The organism is Streptomyces caelestis (assembly GCF_014205255.1).
Classification (GTDB): Bacteria; Actinomycetota; Actinomycetes; order Streptomycetales; family Streptomycetaceae; genus Streptomyces; species Streptomyces caelestis.
This window is the reverse complement of sequence record NZ_JACHNE010000001.1, coordinates 1,535,335-1,555,814: the sequence shown is the minus strand read 5'-3', so window position 1 is coordinate 1,555,814 and position 20,480 is coordinate 1,535,335. Positions and strand designations below refer to the sequence as shown.

Genomic DNA, 20,480 nt, shown 5'->3' with positions numbered 1-20,480 from the left:
CGGGGTCGTACGTCAGTCCAGGAGATTCCGCAACCGTGGCTTCCACGAACGACCTCAAGAACGGCATGGTGCTCAAGCTCGAAGGCGGCCAGCTCTGGTCCGTCGTCGAGTTCCAGCACGTCAAGCCCGGCAAGGGCCCGGCCTTCGTGCGCACCAAGCTCAAGAACGTGCTCTCCGGCAAGGTCGTCGACAAGACCTTCAACGCCGGCGTCAAGGTCGAAACGGCCACCGTCGACAAGCGCGACATGCAGTTCTCCTACATGGACGGCGACTACTTCGTCTTCATGGACATGGAGACCTACGACCAGCTCATGGTCGACCGCAAGGCCGTCGGCGACGCCGCCAACTTCCTCGTCGAGGGCTTCACGGCCACGGTCGCCCAGCACGAGGGCGAGGTGCTCTTCGTCGAGCTGCCGGCCGCCGTCGAGCTGACCGTCCAGGAGACCGAGCCGGGCGTCCAGGGCGACCGCTCCACCGGCGGCACCAAGCCCGCCACGCTGGAGACCGGTCACCAGATCCAGGTCCCGCTCTTCATCACCACCGGTGAGAAGATCAAGGTCGACACCCGCACCAGCGACTACCTCGGCCGGGTGAACAGCTAACCGTGGCTGCCCGCAACACGGCCCGCAAGCGCGCCTTCCAGATCCTCTTCGAGGGCGACCAGCGCGGCGCCGACGTCCTGACGGTCCTCGCGGACTGGGTTCGGCTCTCTCGGGCGGACACCCGGCAGCCGCCGGTCAGCGAGTACACGATGGAGCTGGTCGAGGGCTACGCGGAGCACGCGAAGCGCATCGACGAGCTGATCGCCCAGTACTCGGTCGGCTGGACGCTCGACCGGATGCCGGTCGTCGACCGCAACATCCTGCGGCTCGGCGCCTATGAGCTGATCTGGGTCGACGGGACCCCGGACGCCGTCGTCCTCGACGAGATGGTGCAGCTCGCGAAGGAGTTCTCCACGGACGAGTCGCCCTCGTTCGTGAACGGCCTGCTCGGACGGCTGAAGGAGCTCAAGCCCTCGCTCCGCCGCGACGAGGTCTGAGACAGACAGACGGAACGCTGGAGGGCCCGCAGCGCTACTGCTGCGGGCCCTCCGGCGTTCCCCTGCGTTCGAGGGCTGCCAGGCCCTCAGAACGCCGCCGGGGTGGCCGGAACCATGTGGTTCCGGCCACCCCGGCGGCACGTTTCTGCTGTCCCCCCCCGGAGCGGTCAGGCCTCCTCGTGGGACGCCACCGCGCGGCGCGCGTCCGCGTCCAGGACACCCCAGCTGATCAGCTGCTCCGTGAGGACGGACGGAGACTGGTCGTAGATGACGGCGAGTGTGCGCAGGTCGTCCTGGCGGATCGAGAGCACCTTGCCGTTGTAGTCACCGCGCTGCGACTGGATCGTGGCCGCGTAGCGCTGAAGAGGGCCCGCCTTCTCGGCCGGCACCGTGGCCAGCCGTTCCAGGTCCAGAACCAGCTTCGGCGGCGGCTCGGCGGCGCCGCCCGGGGTGGTGCCCGGGAGCAGCTCCTGCACCGGAACGCCGTAGAAATCCGCCAGCTCGGCGAGGCGCTGCACGGTCACGGCACGGTCGCCGCGCTCGTACGAACCGACCACGACCGCCTTCCAGCGTCCCTGGGACTTCTCCTCGACACCGTGGAGGGAAAGGCCCTGCTGGGTGCGGATCGCCCGGAGCTTGGCCCCGAGCTGTTTGGCGTATTCGCTGGACATATAGCTCCCCGGCACTGTGTCGACGCGTCTGGCGTGGGTGCCAGGCCGCGCGGCTGGTAACTCACTGTGAGGTTACGCAGCGTTACTCTGCCGCGTCAAGCCGAATGGTCCGCACCGACTCTTCCGTGGTATCGGCATTCCGTTAGGCCGAGTGGGTGATCCGAGGGGGCCGTTCGGGCGACATCGAGGGCCTGCTACCGTGGGTGGCGCAATCCCGACGTCCTTTAAGGTCCGTCCCGTGAGGCGGAGAAGGAGGTCCGTTTCATATGGACACGCACGACTCGCAGTCCGATGCCCGGCCCGTTCTCGAAGGGCCCGACATCGCACGGGTACTGACCCGCATCGCCCACGAGATCGTCGAACGCGCGAAAGGCGCCGACGACGTGGTGCTCCTCGGCATTCCGACCCGGGGCGTCTTCCTCGCCCGGCGGATCGCCGACAAGCTCGAGCAGATCACCGAGCGCAAGGTTCCGTGCGGCTCGCTCGACATCACCATGTACCGCGACGACCTGCGCATGCACCCGCCGCGTGCGCTGGCCCGCACCGAGATCCCCGGTGACGGCATCGACGGCAAGCTCGTCGTCCTCGTCGACGACGTCCTCTTCTCCGGCCGCACCATCCGCGCCGCCCTCGACGCCCTGAACGACATCGGGCGCCCCCGCGCGGTACAGCTCGCGGTCCTCGTCGACCGCGGCCACCGCGAACTGCCCATCCGCGCCGACTACGTCGGCAAGAACCTCCCCACGTCGTTGCGGGAGACGGTCAAGGTCCAGCTCGCCGAGGAGGACGGTCGCGACACCGTGCTGCTCGGTGCCAAGCAGACCGCCCAGTAGCGCTCCAGGCGTACGCCGCTGTCGTACGCCGGCTCGGTGCGTCCTCGCGCCCCCGTCTGCCCTATTTCTCCAGCTGAACTGCCTTACGGAGCCTGACAGATGCAGCGTCATCTCATCTCGGCCGCCGACCTCACCCGCGACGACGCCGTCCTGATCCTCGACACCGCCGAGGAGATGGCCCGGGTCGCCGACCGGCCGATCAAGAAGCTGCCGACCCTGCGCGGCCGCACGATCGTCAACCTCTTCTTCGAGGACTCCACCCGGACCCGGATCTCCTTCGAGGCCGCCGAGAAGCGGCTCTCCGCGGACGTCATCAACTTCTCCGCCAAGGGTTCGAGCGTGTCCAAGGGCGAGTCCCTGAAGGACACCGCCCAGACCCTGGAAGCCATGGGCGTCGACGCCGTGGTCATCCGGCACGGCGCCTCCGGAGCCCCGTACCGGCTGGCGAACTCCGGCTGGATCGACGCGGTCGTCGTCAACGCCGGTGACGGCACCCACCAGCACCCCACCCAGGCCCTGCTGGACGCCTTCACCATGCGCCGCCGCCTGATCGGTCCGGACGCCGGGATCGGCCAGGACCTCGAAGGCAAGCGCATCACCATCGTCGGTGACGTCCTGCACAGCCGGGTCGCCCGCTCCAACGTCGACCTGCTGCACACCCTCGGCGCCGAGGTCACCCTCGTCGCCCCGCCGACCCTGGTGCCCGTCGGCATCGAGACCTGGCCCTGCGAGGTGTCGTACGACCTCGACAGCACGCTGCCCAAGTCCGACGCGGTGATGATGCTGCGCGTCCAGCGCGAGCGGATGAACGCCGCGTTCTTCCCGACCGAGCGCGAGTACTCCCGGCGCTACGGCCTCGACGGCGACCGCATGGCGCGGATGCCCGAGCACGCCGTCGTGATGCACCCCGGCCCGATGGTCCGCGGCATGGAGATCACCGCCGAGGTCGCCGACTCCGACCGCTGCACCGTCGTCGAGCAGGTCGCGAACGGAGTCTCCATCCGGATGGCCGTCCTGTACCTGCTGCTGGGCGGAAACGAACCCGCCGTCACCCACACCCGTACCGAGGAGAAGTAAGACAGATGAGCAAGATCCTGATCCGTGGTGCGAAGGTGCTCGGCGGCGAGCCGCAGGACGTGCTGATCGACGGCGGGACCATCGCCGAGGTGGGCAGCGGGCTGTCCGCCGAGGGCGAGGGCGCCGAGGTCGTCGAGGCCGAGGGCAGGGTGCTGCTGCCGGGCCTGGTCGACCTGCACACCCATCTGCGCGAGCCGGGCCGGGAGGACTCCGAGACCGTCCTCACCGGTACCCGCGCCGCGGCCTCCGGCGGCTACACCACCGTGTTCGCCATGGCCAACACCTTCCCGGTCGCCGACACCGCCGGTGTCGTCGAGCAGGTCTGGCGGCTCGGCAAGGAGCACGGCTACTGCGACGTCCAGCCGATCGGCGCCGTCACCGTCGGCCTGGAGGGCAAGAAGCTCGCCGAACTGGGCGCCATGCACGAATCGGCCGCCGGCGTCACGGTCTTCTCCGACGACGGCAAGTGCGTCCACGACGCCGTGATCATGCGCCGCGCCCTGGAGTACGTGAAGGCCTTCGGCGGTGTCGTCGCGCAGCACGCGCAGGAGCCGCGGCTGACCGAGGGCGCCGAGATGAACGAGGGCGTCGTCTCCGCCGAGCTGGGACTCGGGGGCTGGCCCGCGGTGGCCGAAGAATCGATCATCGCCCGGGATGTCCTGCTCGCCGACCACGTCGGCTCGCGCGTCCACATCTGCCACCTGTCGACCGCCGGGTCCGTCGAGATCGTCCGCTGGGCCAAGTCCCGCGGTATCGCCGTCACCGCCGAGGTCACCCCGCACCACCTGCTCCTCACCGACGAACTGGTCCGGACGTACAACCCCGTCTACAAGGTCAACCCGCCGCTGCGCACCGAGCGCGACGTGATGGCCCTGCGCGAGGCGCTCGCCGACGGCACGATCGACATCGTCGCCACCGACCACGCCCCGCACCCGCACGAGGACAAGGACTGTGAGTGGGCCGCCGCAGCCATGGGCATGGTCGGCCTGGAGACGGCGTTGTCAGTGGTGCAGGAGACCATGGTCGACACGGGCCTGCTGGACTGGGCCGGCGTCGCCGACCGGATGTCCGTCAAGCCCGCGCAGATCGGACAGGCCACGGGCCAGGGCCGTCCCGTCTCGGCAGGTGAGCCCGCCAACCTCACCCTGGTCGACACGGCATACCGTGGGCTCGTGGAACCCGCGGGCTTCGCCTCGCGCAGCCGCAACACCCCCTATGAGGGTCGTGAGCTGCCGGGCCGTGTGACGCACACGTGGCTGCGGGGCAAGGCCACGCTCGTCGACGGGAAGCTCACGTGACACCTGTACTCCTGCTCGCCGCCGAGAAGGAATCGGCGCAAGTGACCGACTGGGCCGCTCGCATCGGCTGGGTCGTCGGCCTCGCCCTGTTCGTCGCGCTCGTCTACTGGCTGATGCGCGAGGGCTGGAAGTGGCGCGGCACGCTCCAGGGCGACCTGCCCGAGCTGCCCACGCCCCCGGACGAGACGGGCCCCGTGCGCCTGACGACGAGCGGCCGCTACCACGGATCCACCACCGCCGGACAGTGGCTCGACCGCATCGTCGCGCACGGCCTGGGCACCCGCAGCCGCGCCGAGCTCATGCTCACGGACGCCGGGCTGGACGTCGTACGCCCCGGGGCGAGCGACTTCTTCGTCCCGGCCGCACAGCTCCGCGAGGCCCGGCTCGACAAGGGCATCGCGGGCAAGGTGCTCACCGAGGGCGGCCTGCTCGTCGTCACCTGGGAGCACGGCGACCGGCTGATCGACTCCGGCTTCCGCTCCGACCACGCGGCCGAGCACAACGAGTGGGTCGAGGCCATCAACGCAATGATCGAAACGAACAGCAGGGAAGGCGCCGAACGATGACCACCTCCACCAGGGGAGCCGCCAAAACTCCCGCCGTACTCGTCCTGGAGGACGGCCGGGTCTTCCGCGGCCGTGCCTACGGGGCCGTGGGGGAGACCTTCGGCGAAGCGGTGTTCTCCACCGGCATGACCGGCTACCAGGAGACCCTGACCGACCCCTCATACCACCGCCAGGTCGTGGTGATGACCGCACCGCACGTCGGCAACACCGGCGTGAACGACGAGGACATGGAGTCCAAGCGCATCTGGGTCTCCGGGTACGTCGTGCGCGACCCCGCGCGCGTGCCGTCCAACTGGCGCTCCAGGCGCTCGCTGGACGAGGAGCTGGCGGCGCAGGGCGTCGTCGGGATCTCCGGCATCGACACCCGCGCCCTCACCCGCCACCTGCGCGAGCGCGGCGCCATGCGCGTCGGCATCTTCAGCGGCGACGCCGTCAAGGACGACAGCGCACTCCTCGCGCGCGTGCAGGAAGCCCCCCAGATGAAGGGCGCGGACCTCTCCGCCGAGGTCGCCACCACCGAGCCGTACGTCGTCCCCGCGATCGGCGAGAAGAAGTTCACCGTCGCCGCCGTCGACCTCGGCATCAAGGGCATGACCCCGCACCGCATGGCCGAGCGCGGCATCGAGGTACACGTGCTCCCGGCGACCGCGACCGTCGAGGACGTCTACGCGGTGAACCCGGACGGCGTGTTCTTCTCCAACGGCCCCGGCGACCCGGCCACCGCCGACCACCCCGTCTCCGTGATGCAGGGCGTGCTGGAGCGCGGCACCCCGCTGTTCGGCATCTGCTTCGGCAACCAGATCCTCGGCCGCGCCCTCGGCTTCGGCACCTACAAGCTGAAGTACGGCCACCGCGGCATCAACCAGCCGGTGCAGGACCGTACGACCGGCAAGGTCGAGGTCACCGCGCACAACCACGGCTTCGCCGTCGACGCCCCGCTCGACCAGGTCTCCGACACCCCGTTCGGCCGCGCCGAGGTGTCGCACGTGTGCCTGAACGACAACGTGGTGGAGGGGCTCCAGCTCCTGGACCGCCCCGCCTTCAGCGTCCAGTACCACCCCGAAGCGGCAGCCGGCCCGCACGACGCCGCCTACCTGTTCGATCGCTTCGTATCCCTGATGGAGGGCCAGCGTGCCTAAGCGCACCGATATCCAGTCCGTCCTGGTCATCGGCTCCGGCCCGATCGTCATCGGCCAGGCCGCCGAGTTCGACTACTCCGGCACCCAGGCGTGCCGCGTGCTCAAGGCCGAGGGCCTGCGCGTCGTCCTGGTGAACTCCAACCCGGCGACGATCATGACCGATCCGGAGATCGCCGACGCCACCTACGTCGAGCCCATCACCCCCGAGTTCGTCGAGAAGATCATCGCCAAGGAGCGCCCGGACGCGCTGCTGCCCACCCTGGGCGGCCAGACGGCCCTCAACACCGCGATCTCGCTGCACGAGAACGGTGTCCTGGACAAGTACGGCGTCGAGCTCATCGGCGCCAACGTCGAGGCGATCCACAAGGGCGAGGACCGCGACCAGTTCAAGGAGGTCGTGGAGGAGGTCCGCAAGAAGATCGGCCACGGCGAGTCCGCCCGGTCCTACATCTGCCACTCCATGGACGACGTCCTCAAGGGCGTCGAAGAACTCGGCGGCTACCCGGTCGTCGTCCGCCCGTCCTTCACGATGGGCGGGGCCGGCTCCGGCTTCGCCCACGACGAGGAGGAGCTGCGCCGCATCGCGGGCACCGGCCTCACGCTCTCCCCGACCACCGAGGTGCTCCTGGAGGAGTCCATCCTCGGCTGGAAGGAGTACGAGCTGGAGCTGATGCGCGACAAGCACGACAACGTCGTGGTCGTCTGCTCCATCGAGAACTTCGACCCCATGGGCGTGCACACCGGCGACTCCATCACCGTCGCCCCGGCGATGACGCTCACGGACCGCGAGTACCAGATCCTCCGCGACATCGGCATCGCCGTCATCCGCGAGGTCGGTGTCGACACCGGCGGCTGCAACATCCAGTTCGCGGTGAATCCCGAGGACGGCCGCGTCATCGTCATCGAGATGAACCCGCGCGTGTCGCGCTCCTCGGCGCTCGCCTCCAAGGCGACCGGCTTCCCGATCGCCAAGATCGCCGCCAAGCTCGCCGTCGGCTACACGCTGGACGAGATCCCGAACGACATCACGCAGGAGACCCCCGCCTCCTTCGAGCCGACGCTCGACTACGTGGTCGTGAAGGCCCCGCGCTTCGCCTTCGAGAAGTTCCCGAGCGCCGACTCCACCCTCACGACCACCATGAAGTCGGTCGGCGAGGCCATGGCCATCGGCCGCAACTTCACCGAGGCCTTCCAGAAGGCCCTGCGCTCGCTGGAGAAGAAGGGCAGCCAGTTCACCTTCGTCGGCGAGCCCGGCTCCGCCGGAAACAAGGACGAGCTGCTCCGCGAGTCGGTCCGCCCCACCGACGGCCGGATCAACACCGTCATGCAGGCCATCCGCGCGGGCGCCACGCCCGAGGAGATCTTCGAGTACACGAAGATCGACCCCTGGTTCGTCGACCAGCTCTTCCTGATCAAGGAGCTCGCCGACGAGCTCGCGGCCGCCGACGAGCTCACGCCCGACCTGCTCGCCGAGGCCAAGCGGCACGGCTTCTCCGACCAGCAGATCGGCGAGATCCGCGGCCTGCGCGAGGACGTCGTCCGCGAGGTCCGGCACGCGCTGGGCATCCGCCCGGTCTACAAGACGGTCGACACCTGCGCCGCCGAGTTCGCCGCGAAGACGCCGTACTTCTACTCCTCCTACGACGAGGAGACCGAGGTCGCGCCCCGCGAGAAGGCCGCCGTCATCATCCTGGGCTCCGGCCCCAACCGCATCGGCCAGGGCATCGAGTTCGACTACTCCTGCGTCCACGCCTCCTTCGCGCTGAGCGACGCCGGGTACGAGACCGTGATGGTCAACTGCAACCCGGAGACCGTCTCCACGGACTACGACACCTCCGACCGCCTGTACTTCGAGCCGCTGACGCTCGAAGACGTGCTGGAGATCGTCCACGCCGAGCAGCAGGCCGGCCCGGTCGCGGGCGTCATCGTCCAGCTCGGCGGCCAGACCCCGCTGGGCCTGTCCCAGGCGCTCAAGGACAACGGCGTGCCCATCGTCGGCACCTCCCCGGAGGCCATCCACGCCGCCGAGGACCGGGGCGCCTTCGGCCGGGTCCTGAAGGAGGCCGGCCTCCCGGCCCCCAAGCACGGCACCGCCACCACCTTCACCGAGGCCAAGGCCATCGCCGACGAGATCGGCTACCCGGTCCTGGTCCGCCCGTCGTACGTGCTCGGCGGACGCGGCATGGAGATCGTCTACGACGAGACCCGGCTGGAGTCCTACATCGCCGAGTCGACGGAGATCAGCCCCTCCCGGCCGGTCCTGGTCGACCGGTTCCTCGACGACGCGATCGAGATCGACGTCGACGCCCTCTACGACGGCGAGGAGCTGTACCTCGGCGGCGTCATGGAGCACATCGAGGAGGCCGGCATCCACTCCGGCGACTCGGCGTGCGCCCTGCCCCCGATCACGCTCGGCGGCTTCGACATCAAGCGCCTGCGCGCCTCCACGGAGGGCATCGCGAAGGGTGTCGGGGTGCGTGGCCTGATCAACATCCAGTTCGCGCTCGCGGGCGACATCCTCTACGTCCTGGAGGCCAACCCGCGCGCCTCGCGGACCGTCCCCTTCACCTCGAAGGCGACCGCGGTGCCGCTGGCCAAGGCCGCCGCCCGCATCTCGCTGGGCGCGACGATCGCCGAGCTGCGGGCCGAGGGCCTGCTGCCGGCCAGTGGCGACGGCGGCGAGTTGCCGTTCGACGCGCCGATCTCCGTCAAGGAGGCCGTCATGCCGTGGTCGCGCTTCCGCGACATCCACGGCCGCGGCGTCGACACGGTCCTCGGCCCGGAGATGCGCTCCACCGGAGAGGTCATGGGCATCGACTTGGTCTTCGGCACGGCGTACGCCAAGTCGCAGGCGGGCGCCTACGGCCCGCTGCCCACCAAGGGCCGCGCGTTCATCTCGGTCGCCAACCGCGACAAGCGCTCGATGATCTTCCCGGCGCGCGAGCTGGTCGCGCACGGCTTCGAGCTGCTCGCCACGTCCGGCACGGCCGAGGTCCTCAAGCGCAACGGCATCAACGCCACGATCGTGCGCAAGCAGTCCGAGGGCACCGGCCCGAACGGCGAGAAGACCATCGTCCAGCTCATCCACGACGGCGAGGTCGACCTCATCGTCAACACCCCGTACGGCACCGGCGGCCGGCTCGACGGCTACGACATCCGTACGGCGGCCGTGGCACGGTCCGTGCCCTGCCTGACGACGGTCCAGGCGCTCGCGGCGGCGGTCCAGGGCATCGACGCCCTCAACCGCGGCGACGTGAGTGTCCGATCGCTCCAGGAACACGCGGAACACCTGACCGCGGCCCGCGACTAGCAGCCCCGAGGGGGACACCGGAGACGGTGTCCCCCTCTTCGTGAGGACGCCCATGTCTTCGTGAGGACACCATGTACAAGATCTTTTTCAGTCTGCTCTTCAAGCGGATGGACCCGGAACAGGCCCACCACCTCGCCTTCCGCTGGATCCGGCTGGCCGCCCGCGTCCCCGTCCTGCGCACCTTCCTCGCGGCCGCCCTCGTGCCCCGCCACAAGGAGCTGCGCACGGAGGCCTTCGGGCTGCGCATGCACGGCCCCTTCGGGCTCGCCGCGGGCTTCGACAAGAACGCCGTCGGCATCGACGGCATGGCCATGCTCGGCTTCGACCACGTCGAGATCGGCACGGTCACCGGCGAGCCGCAGCCCGGCAATCCCAAGCAGCGGCTGTTCCGGCTGGTCAAGGACCGAGCGCTGATCAACCGCATGGGCTTCAACAACGACGGGTCGCTCCGCGTCGCCGCCCGCCTGGCCTCCCGGACGCCCGTCTTCAAGACCGTCGTCGGCGTCAACATCGGCAAGACCAAGGTCGTACCCGAGGAGGAGGCCGTCGCGGACTACGTGAAGTCCGCCGAGCGGCTGGCACCCTACGCCGACTACCTCGTGGTCAACGTCTCCTCACCGAACACGCCCGGTCTGCGCGACCTGCAGGCCACGGAGGCACTGCGCCCCCTGCTGAGCGCCGTCCGCGAGGCCGCCGACCGCACGGTGTCCGCGCGGCGCGTCCCGCTCCTGGTCAAGATCGCGCCGGACCTCGCCGACGAGGACGTCGACGCCGTCGCCGACCTCGCCGTGGAACTCGGCCTGGACGGGATCATCGCCACGAACACCACCATCGCGCGCGAAGGGCTCGGCCTGAAGTCCGATCCCTCCCTGGTCAAGGAGACCGGCGGACTGTCCGGGGCGCCCCTCAAGGAACGCTCCCTGGAGGTCCTGCGCCGCCTCTACGCGCGCGTGGGCGACCGGATCACCCTGGTGGGCGTCGGCGGCGTCGAGAACGCCGAGGACGCCTGGCAGCGCATCCTGGCCGGTGCCACGCTGGTCCAGGGCTACAGCGCCTTCATCTACGAGGGGCCCTTCTGGGGCCGCGCGATCCACAAGGGGCTCGCCGCGCGCCTGCGCACCAGCCCGTACGCCACGCTCGCCGACGCGGTGGGCGCCGACGTGAGGAAGACGGCATGAGTGGTCCCGAACCCTTCGGCGCCCGCCTGCGCCGGGCGATGGACGAGCGCGGCCCGCTCTGCGTCGGCATCGACCCGCACGCCTCCCTGCTCGCCGAGTGGGGCCTCGACGACGACGTGGCGGGCCTGGAGCGGTTCAGCCGCACGGTCGTCGAGGCCCTGGCCGACCGGGTCGCCGTGCTCAAGCCGCAGAGCGCGTTCTTCGAGCGGTTCGGCTCGCGGGGCGTCGCCGTCCTGGAGAAGTCGGTGGCCGAGGCGCGGGCCGCGGGCGCGCTGGTCGTGATGGACGCCAAGCGCGGCGACATCGGCTCGACCATGGCCGCGTACGCCGAGTCCTTCCTGCACAAGGACGCGCCGCTGTTCTCCGACGCGCTGACCGTCTCGCCCTACCTCGGCTACGGCTCGCTGAGCCCGGCCGTCGCGCTGGCGCGGGAGAGCGGCGCCGGGCTGTTCGTGCTGGCGCTGACCTCCAACCCGGAGGGCGGCGAGGTGCAGCACGCCGTGCGGTCCGACGGCCGCAACGTCGGAGCGACCATGCTCGCGCACCTGTCCGCCGAGAACGCGGGGGAGGAGCCGCTGGGGTCCTTCGGCGCGGTCGTCGGCGCGACCCTCGGTGACCTGTCGTCGTACGACCTGGACATCAACGGCCCGCTCCTCGCGCCCGGCATCGGTGCCCAGGGGGCGACGCCGGCCGATCTTCCCCGGGTCTTCGGGGCGGCGGTGCGCAACGTCGTGCCGAACGTCAGCCGGGGAGTGCTACGCCACGGTCCCGACGCGGTCGCGCTGCGTGACGCCGCGGAGCGCTTCGCGAAGGAGATACGTCACACCGTGACCTCCTCCTGACCTCTTCCGGAGTCCTCCGATGAGTGGTCCGGGGCGTGCTTGAGTCTGAATACATCCTCAAATCCGGGGCAGTATGTCCTAAATGTCCGTTCAGATGAAGGCTGACCAGGACTTTTCCGCTGTTCTCGCTGACTCTGGCGGACTTGCCCGCTAGTCTCCGACGAGAGTGAACGGGCGAAGCGTGTTGCTCGTAGCTCCCCAGGTGTGGGGCGACTAGGTTCCTCACCGGTCCGTATCCGACAGTTCGACATCCGAGGTGACGTAGGCGTGGCTCTTCCGCCCCTTACCCCTGAACAGCGCGCAGCCGCGCTCGAAAAGGCCGCCGCGGCTCGCCGGGAGCGGGCCGAGGTCAAGAATCGACTCAAGCACTCCGGCGCCTCCCTTCACGAGGTCATCAAGCAGGGCCAGGAGAACGACGTCATCGGCAAGATGAAGGTCTCCGCCCTCCTGGAGTCCCTCCCGGGCGTGGGCAAGGTCCGCGCCAAGCAGATCATGGAGCGACTCGGTATCTCCGAGAGCCGTCGGGTGCGCGGCCTCGGTTCCAACCAGATCGCCTCCCTGGAGCGCGAGTTCGGCAGCACCGGCTCCTGAACCGGGCATTCCGGGGAAGCGAGTCCCGGGCACTCCGGGATTGCTGGATAATCGCTGCATGAGTGAACGTCCGCGGCTGACCGTGCTCTCCGGCCCCTCCGGGGTCGGCAAGAGCACGGTCGTCGCCCATATGCGCAAGGAACACCCCGAGGTCTGGCTCTCGGTCTCGGCGACGACCCGCAAGCCCCGCCCCGGCGAGAAGCAGGGAGTCCACTACTTCTTCGTCAGCGACGACGAGATGGACAAGCTGATCGCCAACGGCGAACTGCTGGAGTGGGCCGAGTTCGCCGGCAACCGCTACGGCACGCCGCGTGCGGCCGTGCAGGAGCGTTTGGAGAAGGGCGAGCCCGTACTCCTCGAGATCGACCTCCAGGGCGCCCGTCTGGTCCGGGAGTCGATGCCCGAGGCCCAGCTGGTGTTCCTGGCTCCCCCCTCCTGGGAGGAGCTGGTGCGCAGACTCACCGGGCGGGGCACCGAACCGCCCGAGGTGATCGAGCGCAGGCTCCAGGCGGCGAAGACCGAGCTGGCCGCCGAGCCCGAGTTCGATACGACCCTGGTCAACACCTCCGTCGAGGACGTGGCTCGCGAGCTGCTAGCCTTGGTGGACGTCGTGTGACCATCGCTGACCGTTTCCGGGTTCGCTGATCACCCCGACAGAATCTTTCCCATCCATCGGAAGGTAGAGCGTGTCCTCTTCCATCTCCGCGCCCGAGGGCATCATCAACCCGCCGATCGACGAGCTCCTCGAGGCCACCGACTCGAAGTACAGCCTCGTGATCTACGCGGCCAAGCGGGCCCGCCAGATCAACGCGTACTACTCGCAGCTCGGCGAGGGTCTCCTCGAGTACGTCGGTCCTCTCGTCGACACCCACGTCCACGAGAAGCCGCTCTCGATCGCCCTGCGCGAGATCAACGCGGGGCTGCTGACGTCCGAGGCCGTCGAGGGCCCGGCGCAGTAAGTGCTGTTTGCAGCGTGACGCTGACTTTTCCACAGGCCCGGCAGGCCGACTGCCGGGCCTGTGGTGTGTCATGGAGTCGTACGGTGTGCCGGTTGCCGAGGTCCGGGGAGAGACGTGGACAAGCCGAAGGTCGTTCTGGGGGTCAGTGGCGGCATCGCCGCGTACAAGGCCTGTGAGCTGCTGCGGCGGCTGACGGAGTCGGGCCATGAGGTGCGCGTGGTGCCCACCGCCTCCGCCCTGCACTTCGTCGGCGCCGCCACCTGGTCCGCGCTCTCCGGAAACCCGGTCTCCACCGAGGTGTGGGACGACGTGCACGAGGTCCCGCACGTCCGCATCGGACAGCACGCCGACCTGGTCGTCGTCGCCCCCGCCACCGCCGACATGCTCGCCAAGGCGGCCCACGGCCTCGCCGACGACCTCCTCACCAACACCCTGCTCACCGCCCGCTGCCCGGTCGTCTTCGCCCCCGCCATGCACACGGAGATGTGGGAGCACCCGGCCACCCAGGAGAACGTGGCGACGCTGCGCCGCCGCGGCGCCCTCGTCATCGAACCGGCCGTGGGCCGCCTCACCGGCGTCGACACCGGCAAGGGCCGGCTGCCCGACCCGGGCGAGATCTTCGAGGTCTGCCGCCGGGTGCTCGCCCGGGGCGTGACCGAGCCCGACCTGAAGGGCCGGCATGTCGTGGTCAGCGCCGGCGGCACCCGCGAGCCCCTGGACCCCGTCCGGTTCCTCGGCAACCGCTCCTCCGGCAAGCAGGGCTACGCCCTCGCCCGCACCGCGGCCGCCCGTGGCGCTCGCGTCACGCTGATCGCGGCCAACAGCGCCCTGCCCGACCCGGCCGGCGTGGACGTCGTCCCCGTCGGCACGGCCGTGCAGCTGCGCGAGGCGGTGCTGAAGGCCTCCGCCGACGCCGACGCGGTGGTCATGGCGGCCGCGGTGGCGGACTTCCGCCCGGCGGTGTACGCGGCCGGGAAGATCAAGAAGAAGGACGACCAGGAGCCGGAGCCGATCACCCTGGTACGGAATCCGGACATCCTCGCGGAGATCTCCGCCGGCCGCTCGCGCCCCGAGCAGGTGATCGTCGGCTTCGCGGCGGAGACCGACGACGTGCTCGCCAACGGCCGCGCCAAACTGAAGCGCAAGGGCTGCGATCTGCTGGTGGTGAACGAGGTGGGGGAGAGCAGGACCTTCGGTTCCGAGGAGAACGAGGCCGTCGTCCTCGGCGCCGACGGCAGCGAGACCGCGGTGCCCCACGGCCCCAAGGAAGCCCTGGCCGAAACCGTGTGGGGCCTGGTGGTCGAGCGCCTCCGCTGATGTTTCAGTCGCTCTGCGCACCCGTGAAACCCGGCCGATCGGGGCGTGGCGCCTCTGGCCAACGCAGCACGGCATTGGGCAGAATGCCCGTGCCGCAGGTCACAGCACTTCCGAGTGGCGAGACAGGTGGGCCGTGGCCGAAGCGTGACCGATAAACTGTTCCACGGACGGCGCCGGGTGCAGCCCCCGCCGTCCGCCAATGATCAGCCAGCAGCCGCTGCAACCCCAGGGAGCGTTGTGTCCCGTCGCTTGTTCACCTCGGAGTCCGTGACCGAGGGTCACCCCGACAAGATCGCTGACCAGATCAGCGACACCATTCTCGACGCGCTGCTCCGCGAGGACCCGACCTCCCGGGTCGCCGTCGAAACCCTGATCACGACCGGCCTGGTGCACGTGGCCGGCGAGGTCACGACCAAGACGTACGCGGACATCGCGACGCTGGTCCGGAGCAAGATCCTCGAAATCGGCTACGACTCCTCGAAGAAGGGCTTCGACGGCGCCTCCTGCGGCGTTTCGGTGTCGATCGGGGCGCAGTCGCCGGACATCGCCCAGGGCGTGGACACGGCGTACGAGTCCCGTGTCGAGGGCGACGAGGACGAGCTCGACAAGCAGGGCGCAGGCGACCAGGGCCTGATGTTCGGCTACGCGACGGACGAGACGCCGACGCTGATGCCGCTGCCGATCTTCCTGGCGCACCGCCTGTCGAAGCGCCTGTCCGACGTGCGCAAGAACGGCACGATCCCCTACCTGCGCCCGGACGGCAAGACGCAGGTCACCATCGAGTACGACGGCGACAAGGCGGTCCGCCTGGACACCGTCGTGGTCTCCTCCCAGCACGCCTCCGACATCGACCTGGACTCGCTCCTGGCTCCGGACATCAAGGAGTTCGTCGTCGACCCGGAGCTGAAGGCGCTGCTCGACGAGGGCATCAAGCTCGACACGGAGAACTACCGCCTCCTGGTCAACCCCACCGGCCGCTTCGAGATCGGCGGCCCGATGGGTGACGCGGGCCTGACCGGCCGCAAGATCATCATCGACACCTACGGCGGCATGGCCCGCCACGGCGGCGGTGCCTTCTCCGGCAAGGACCCGTCCAAGGTCGACCGTTCCGCGGCGTACGCGATGCGCTGGGTCGCCAAGAACGTGGTCGCCGCGGGTCTCGCCACCCGCTGCGAGGTCCAGGTGGCGTACGCCATCGGCAAGGCCGAGCCGGTCGGTCTGTTCGTCGAGACCTTCGGCACCGCCAAGGTCGACACGGAGAAGATCGAGAAGGCGATCGACGAGGTCTTCGACCTCCGTCCGGCCGCCATCATCCGCGACCTCGACCTGCTCCGCCCGATCTACTCCCAGACGGCGGCGTACGGCCACTTCGGCCGCGAGATTCCCGACTTCACCTGGGAGCGGACGGACCGCGTGGACGCGCTGCGCAAGGCCGTGGGCCTGTAAGTCCCCGGGAAGACGGCGGGGCCGTGGGCCCGACGCCGTCGCGGTACCTCGCGAGGCCCGGCACCCTTCGGGGCGCCGGGCCTCGTCGTGCGTCCGGTGTGCGTCCGGTGTGCGGGCGAGACGGGTACTCGGGCGCCGTCGGATGTCAGTGGTGTTTGGTAAGAATGCAAGCGTGAGCAGCGAGAACGAACAGGCGGACGGCGGTGCGCAGGGCGCGCCGCCCGAGCAGCTCGCGCTCATCCGGGAGAGCGTGCGGAAGGCCCGGACGCCCCGGGCCAAGCCGCGGACCTGGCGGGGGGCCGCGCTCGCCAAGGACCTGCCCGTCGCGCGGGTGCTCGTCGACAAGGGCGTGCTCCATCTCGACCGGTACTTCGACTACGCCGTGCCCGAGGAGCTGGACGAGCAGGCCCAGCCGGGCGTGCGGGTGCGGGTGCGGTTCGGGGCCGGTCGGCACCGGGTGCGGGAAGGGCGGCGCGAGGGCGGCGGGCTGATCGACGGGTTCCTCGTCGAGCGGCTGGACGAGTCCGACTACTCGGGACCGCTGGCCGCCCTCGCCCAGGTCGTGTCGCCCGAGCGGGTGCTCAGCGAGGAACTGCTGGGACTGGCCCGTGCGGTCGCCGACCGGTACGCGGGCAGCCTCGCCGACGTCCTGCAGCTCGCCGTGCCGCCGCGCAACGCCCGGGCCGAGCAGCGCCCCTCGCCCGCACCGCTGCCGCCGCCCCCGGCGCCCGAGACGGGCTCCTGGCAGCGGTACGAGCGGGGAGCGGCCTTCGTGGAGTCGCTGGCCTCCGGCGGTGCGCCACGGGCCGTGTGGAACGCGCTGCCCGGCTCGGAGTGGAGCGAGGAACTGGCCCGGGCCGTCGTGGCGACGCTGGCCTCCGGCCGCGGGGCCCTCGCCGTCCTGCCCGACGGGCGGGCGGTCGCGCGGGTCGACGCCGCCCTGACAGCCCTGCTGGGGGAGGGACGGCACGCGGTGCTCACCGCCGACGCGGGTCCCGAGAAGCGGTACGCGCAGTGGCTCGCGGTCCGGCGGGGCTCCGTACGGGCCGTGATCGGGACCCGGGCCGCGATGTTCGCGCCGGTCCAGGACCTCGGGCTGGTCGCCATCTGGGACGACGGGGACGACAGCCACAGCGAGCAGCACGCCCCGCAGCCCCACGCACGCGAGGTGCTGCTGCTGCGGGCCGCCCAGGACAAGTGCGGCTTCCTGCTGGGCAGCTGGGGTTGCACGGTGGAGGCCGCGCAGCTCGTCGAGAGCGGCTGGGCGCGCCCGCTGGTCGCCGGGCGTGAGCAGGTACGCGCCGCCGCTCCGCTCGTCCGCACCGTCGGGGACGGGGACCTCACGCGGGACGAGGCCGCCCGTGCCGCCCGGCTGCCGACCCTCGCCTGGCAGGTCGCCAGAGAGGGCCTGCGACACGGCCCGGTGCTGGTGCAGGTGCCCCGGCGGGGATACGTGCCGCGCATGGCGTGCGCCAACTGCCGGGCACCGGCGCGGTGCCGGCACTGCTCCGGGCCGCTGGAAACGCGGGACGGCGGCGCGTTGTGCTGCGGGTGGTGCGGCCGTGAGGAGGGCGGCTGGCACTGCCCGGAGTGCGGTGCCTTCCGGCTGCGCGCCTCGGTGGTGGGCGCGCGGCGGACCGCCGAGGAACTCGGACGGGCCTTCCCCGCCGTTCCCGTGCGGACCTCGGGTCGTGAACACGTGCTCGACACGGTGCCGGGGGCGCCCGCGCTGGTGGTGAGCACGCCGGGGGCCGAGCCCGTCGCCGAGGGCGGCTACGCGGCGGCACTGCTGCTGGACGGGTGGGCCATGCTCGGGCGGCCCGATCTACGGGCCGGGGAGGACGCGCTGCGGCGGTGGATCGCGGCCGCGTCGCTCGTCCGGCCGCAGCCGGCCGGCGGCACGGTGGTGGTCGTGGCCGAGCCGACGCTGCGGCCCGTCCAGGCGCTCGTACGGTGGGACCCCGTCGGTCACGCGGTGCGGGAACTCGCCGAGCGGGCCGAGCTCGGTTTTCCGCCGGTGTCGCGGATGGCGGCCGTGTCGGGGCCGGTGGAAGCGGTGGCCGAGTTTCTGCACGCGGCCGAACTGCCGCCGGAGGCCGAGATGCTGGGGCCGGTTCCGTTGCCCGTCCTCGCCGCGGGCCGACCGCGGCGGGCGGGTGCGCCGCCGCCCGGGGAGCAGTGGGAGCGGGCGCTGATCCGGGTGCCACCGGGGAAGGGCGCCGCGCTGGCCGCCGCGCTGAAAGCTGCGCAGGCTGCGCGGATGGCTCGGGGGAGTGGCAGCGGCAGTGGCAGTGGGATTTGGGTGCGGATCGATCCGGCTGACATCGGGTGAGTCCTTGGTCAGCGTCCGTAGACGCCGCTGCCCTCCCGGAGGTGTTCCGGGAGGGCAGGACACGGGCAGGGGTGGCTCAGCCGTTGCGCGGGCCGGGGAAAGCCGTCGGCCTGGCCTCGTCGCGGAGCGCCGGGCTGCCCGCCGTCGGCTGGGTGGGCATGGAGCGGGCCGCCGGGATCGTCGGGACCGTGGGGAGGCCGGTGTTCACACCGACCGGGCGGGAGCTCGACGGCTCCGGTGTGCGCTCCGCCTCGGCCGTGGCCGACTGGGCCGTGGCACGGCGTGCGCCGTAACGGCGATGGACCGCCTGTTTGGTGACTCCGAGCGCGGAGCCCACCGCGTCCCACGAGAAGCCGAGTGAGCGGTCGAAGTCCACGGCCGCCGTCACCAGGGTCTCGACACTGTCCCGCAGCTCCTGGGCGAGACGTACCGTCGGGGCGGGGGCGCGTCCGTAGACGACGAAGCCCGTGGAGGGGCCGGAGCGGCGCGGGCGGTAGACGTTGCCCAGCTGGGCGGTGAGTGTGCGCAGTGCGTCCACCTGCCGGCGGACCCGCTCGATGTCCCGCACCAGCAAGTGCAGGCTGGCCCGAGCCTGGGCGTCGTGGGTTGCGTGGTCGGCCATGAACAAGCCTCTCGAACCGGCGTTGAAAGGGAATGGGCCGCGATCGCGGCCCGGTGTGGTCAACTCTGTCTTGACCAACGCGGATTCGCTCCGCGGGTCACGGTGTGGGGGCGCGGGGGCATGTGCGTGCGCCTGTTTGCGCGGGGTGTGCGCCTCGGCCTTCGGCTTTTGTCTCCCACCCGCGCACCACCCGTAACTGTCCGTCGAGTGGCCCGGCTCTCCCGTGGGGGGGGGGCGAGCGCCGTCGGCGGCTTTCCGTTTCCGGCTCATAGACTTGGGCGTTGCCCGTCATCGACCCCTGTCCGAGAGGCCCCCACCACCCCATGAAGCTCGTCTTCGCCGGTACACCCGAGGTCGCCGTTCCCGCTCTGGACGCTCTTCTCGCCTCCGGGCGGCACGAGGTGGCCGCCGTCGTCACGCGGCCGGACGCGCCGGCCGGGCGGGGGCGCAGGCTCGTCGCGTCGCCCGTCGCCGAGCGGGCGGAGGAGGCCGGGATCGAAGTGCTGAAGCCGGCGAAGCCGAAGGACCCCGAGTTCCTGGAGCGGCTGCGGGAGATCGGGCCGGACTGCTGCCCCGTCGTCGCCTATGGCGCGCTGCTGCCCCGGGTCGCCCTCGACATCCCCGTGCACGGCTGGGTCAATCTGCACTTCTCCCTGCTGCCGGCCTGGCGCGGGGCCGCGCCCGTGCAGCACGCCATCATGGCCGGGGACGAGATCACCGGCGCCTCCACGTTCCTGATCGAGGAGGGGCTCGACTCCGGGCCGGTGTACGGGACGGTCACCGAGGAGATCCGGCCCACCGACACCAGCGGGGATCTGCTGACGCGGCTGGCCTTCGCCGGTGCCGGGCTGCTCGCGGCGACCATGGACGGGATCGAGGACGGCACGCTGAAGGCCGTACCTCAGCCGGCCGAGGGGGTCAGCCTGGCCCCGAAGGTCAACGTCGAGGACGCCCGCATCGACTGGAACGCCCCCGCGCTGCGCGTCGACCGGATGGTCCGGGGCTGCACCCCTGCTCCCGGCGCGTGGACCACGTTCCGCGGTGAGCGGCTCAAGCCCATCCAGGCCACCCCCGTACCGGACCGGACGGATCTCGCCCCGGGGCAGATCTCCGCCGGGAAGAACAACGTGTACGTCGGCACCGGCTCGCACGCCGTGGAGCTGATCTGGGTGCAGGCCCAGGGCAAGAAGCCGATGCGGGCGGCGGACTGGGCACGCGGGGTGCGGATCACCGAGGGCGAGCGGCTCGGGGGCTGACACA

The 20,480-nt window shown here is 70.8% G+C and carries 19 protein-coding genes; 17 read left to right on the top strand and 2 right to left on the bottom strand.

What is annotated here, in order from left to right:
• Nucleotides 1–35: 35 nt before the first annotated feature.
• Nucleotides 36–602 (top strand): elongation factor P, encoded by a 567-nt coding sequence (gene efp, locus HDA41_RS06965; RefSeq protein ID WP_059420847.1) that lies wholly within the window; start codon nt 36–38, stop codon nt 600–602.
• A 2-nt stretch (nt 603–604) separates the two neighbouring features.
• A complete protein-coding gene (nusB, locus tag HDA41_RS06960) occupies nt 605–1,039 on the top strand; it encodes a transcription antitermination factor NusB (protein ID WP_184981683.1) in 435 nt (144 codons plus the stop codon).
• 167 nt (nt 1,040–1,206) lie between these two features.
• Here the strand turns inward: nusB and bldD are convergent, their stop codons facing one another.
• A complete protein-coding gene (gene bldD, locus HDA41_RS06955; protein ID WP_018570201.1) occupies nt 1,207–1,710 on the bottom strand; it encodes a transcriptional regulator BldD in 504 nt (167 codons plus the stop codon).
• Between the two features lie 266 nt (nt 1,711–1,976).
• On the opposite strand from bldD, the gene pyrR reads away from it, so the two are divergent.
• The 14 genes from pyrR (at nt 1,977) to HDA41_RS06885 (ending at nt 18,598) form a co-directional block, all read left to right on the top strand.
• Complete coding sequence (pyrR, locus tag HDA41_RS06950) at nt 1,977–2,543, top strand: bifunctional pyr operon transcriptional regulator/uracil phosphoribosyltransferase PyrR (RefSeq protein WP_059420843.1); 567 nt, start codon at nt 1,977–1,979, stop codon at nt 2,541–2,543.
• 99 nt (nt 2,544–2,642) lie between these two features.
• On the top strand, nt 2,643–3,620 hold the full coding sequence (locus HDA41_RS06945; RefSeq protein ID WP_184981682.1) for an aspartate carbamoyltransferase catalytic subunit: 978 nt from the start codon (nt 2,643–2,645) through the stop codon (nt 3,618–3,620).
• Nucleotides 3,621–3,625: 5 nt separating this feature from the next.
• Nucleotides 3,626–4,918 carry a dihydroorotase gene (locus tag HDA41_RS06940; RefSeq protein WP_184981681.1) on the top strand — a complete coding sequence of 431 codons (1,293 nt, stop codon included), beginning with the start codon at nt 3,626–3,628 and terminating at the stop codon, nt 4,916–4,918.
• Complete coding sequence (locus HDA41_RS06935; protein ID WP_184981680.1) at nt 4,915–5,484, top strand: PH-like domain-containing protein; 570 nt, start codon at nt 4,915–4,917, stop codon at nt 5,482–5,484. Before HDA41_RS06940 ends, HDA41_RS06935 begins: the two co-directional genes overlap by 4 nt.
• Nucleotides 5,481–6,623 carry a glutamine-hydrolyzing carbamoyl-phosphate synthase small subunit gene (gene carA, locus HDA41_RS06930; RefSeq protein ID WP_184981679.1) on the top strand — a complete coding sequence of 381 codons (1,143 nt, stop codon included), beginning with the start codon at nt 5,481–5,483 and terminating at the stop codon, nt 6,621–6,623. The genes HDA41_RS06935 and carA overlap by 4 nt, the downstream gene beginning before the upstream one ends.
• A complete protein-coding gene (gene carB / locus HDA41_RS06925; RefSeq protein WP_184981678.1) occupies nt 6,616–9,933 on the top strand; it encodes a carbamoyl-phosphate synthase large subunit in 3,318 nt (1,105 codons plus the stop codon). The genes carA and carB overlap by 8 nt, the downstream gene beginning before the upstream one ends.
• A gap of 71 nt (nt 9,934–10,004) precedes the next feature.
• On the top strand, nt 10,005–11,111 hold the full coding sequence (locus HDA41_RS06920; protein ID WP_184981676.1) for a quinone-dependent dihydroorotate dehydrogenase: 1,107 nt from the start codon (nt 10,005–10,007) through the stop codon (nt 11,109–11,111).
• Nucleotides 11,108–11,953, top strand: a complete 846-nt coding sequence (pyrF, locus tag HDA41_RS06915) for an orotidine-5'-phosphate decarboxylase (protein ID WP_184981674.1) — start codon at nt 11,108–11,110, stop codon at nt 11,951–11,953. The genes HDA41_RS06920 and pyrF overlap by 4 nt, the downstream gene beginning before the upstream one ends.
• Before the next feature lie 267 nt (nt 11,954–12,220).
• On the top strand, nt 12,221–12,544 hold the full coding sequence (locus HDA41_RS06910) for an integration host factor (protein WP_003977346.1): 324 nt from the start codon (nt 12,221–12,223) through the stop codon (nt 12,542–12,544).
• A gap of 58 nt (nt 12,545–12,602) precedes the next feature.
• Entirely contained in the window at nt 12,603–13,160 is a 558-nt protein-coding gene (gene gmk, locus HDA41_RS06905; RefSeq protein WP_184981672.1) for a guanylate kinase, read from the top strand.
• A 70-nt stretch (nt 13,161–13,230) separates the two neighbouring features.
• Nucleotides 13,231–13,503, top strand: coding sequence for a DNA-directed RNA polymerase subunit omega (gene rpoZ, locus HDA41_RS06900; protein WP_003988945.1), 273 nt, complete (start codon nt 13,231–13,233; stop codon nt 13,501–13,503).
• Between the two features lie 114 nt (nt 13,504–13,617).
• Nucleotides 13,618–14,820, top strand: a complete 1,203-nt coding sequence (coaBC, locus tag HDA41_RS06895) for a bifunctional phosphopantothenoylcysteine decarboxylase/phosphopantothenate--cysteine ligase CoaBC (protein WP_184981670.1) — start codon at nt 13,618–13,620, stop codon at nt 14,818–14,820.
• A 237-nt stretch (nt 14,821–15,057) separates the two neighbouring features.
• A complete protein-coding gene (metK, locus tag HDA41_RS06890) occupies nt 15,058–16,266 on the top strand; it encodes a methionine adenosyltransferase (RefSeq protein WP_059416313.1) in 1,209 nt (402 codons plus the stop codon).
• Between the two features lie 172 nt (nt 16,267–16,438).
• On the top strand, nt 16,439–18,598 hold the full coding sequence (locus HDA41_RS06885) for a primosomal protein N' (RefSeq protein WP_184981668.1): 2,160 nt from the start codon (nt 16,439–16,441) through the stop codon (nt 18,596–18,598).
• 76 nt (nt 18,599–18,674) lie between these two features.
• On the opposite strand, the gene HDA41_RS06880 is transcribed toward HDA41_RS06885, so the two are convergent.
• Nucleotides 18,675–19,220: a hypothetical protein gene (locus HDA41_RS06880; RefSeq protein ID WP_184981666.1), complete on the bottom strand. Its 546-nt coding sequence runs from the start codon at nt 19,218–19,220 to the stop codon at nt 18,675–18,677.
• A gap of 323 nt (nt 19,221–19,543) precedes the next feature.
• Here HDA41_RS06880 and fmt point away from each other — a divergent pair, with 323 nt between their 5' ends.
• Entirely contained in the window at nt 19,544–20,476 is a 933-nt protein-coding gene (gene fmt, locus HDA41_RS06875) for a methionyl-tRNA formyltransferase (protein ID WP_184981664.1), read from the top strand.
• Nucleotides 20,477–20,480 lie beyond the last annotated feature (4 nt).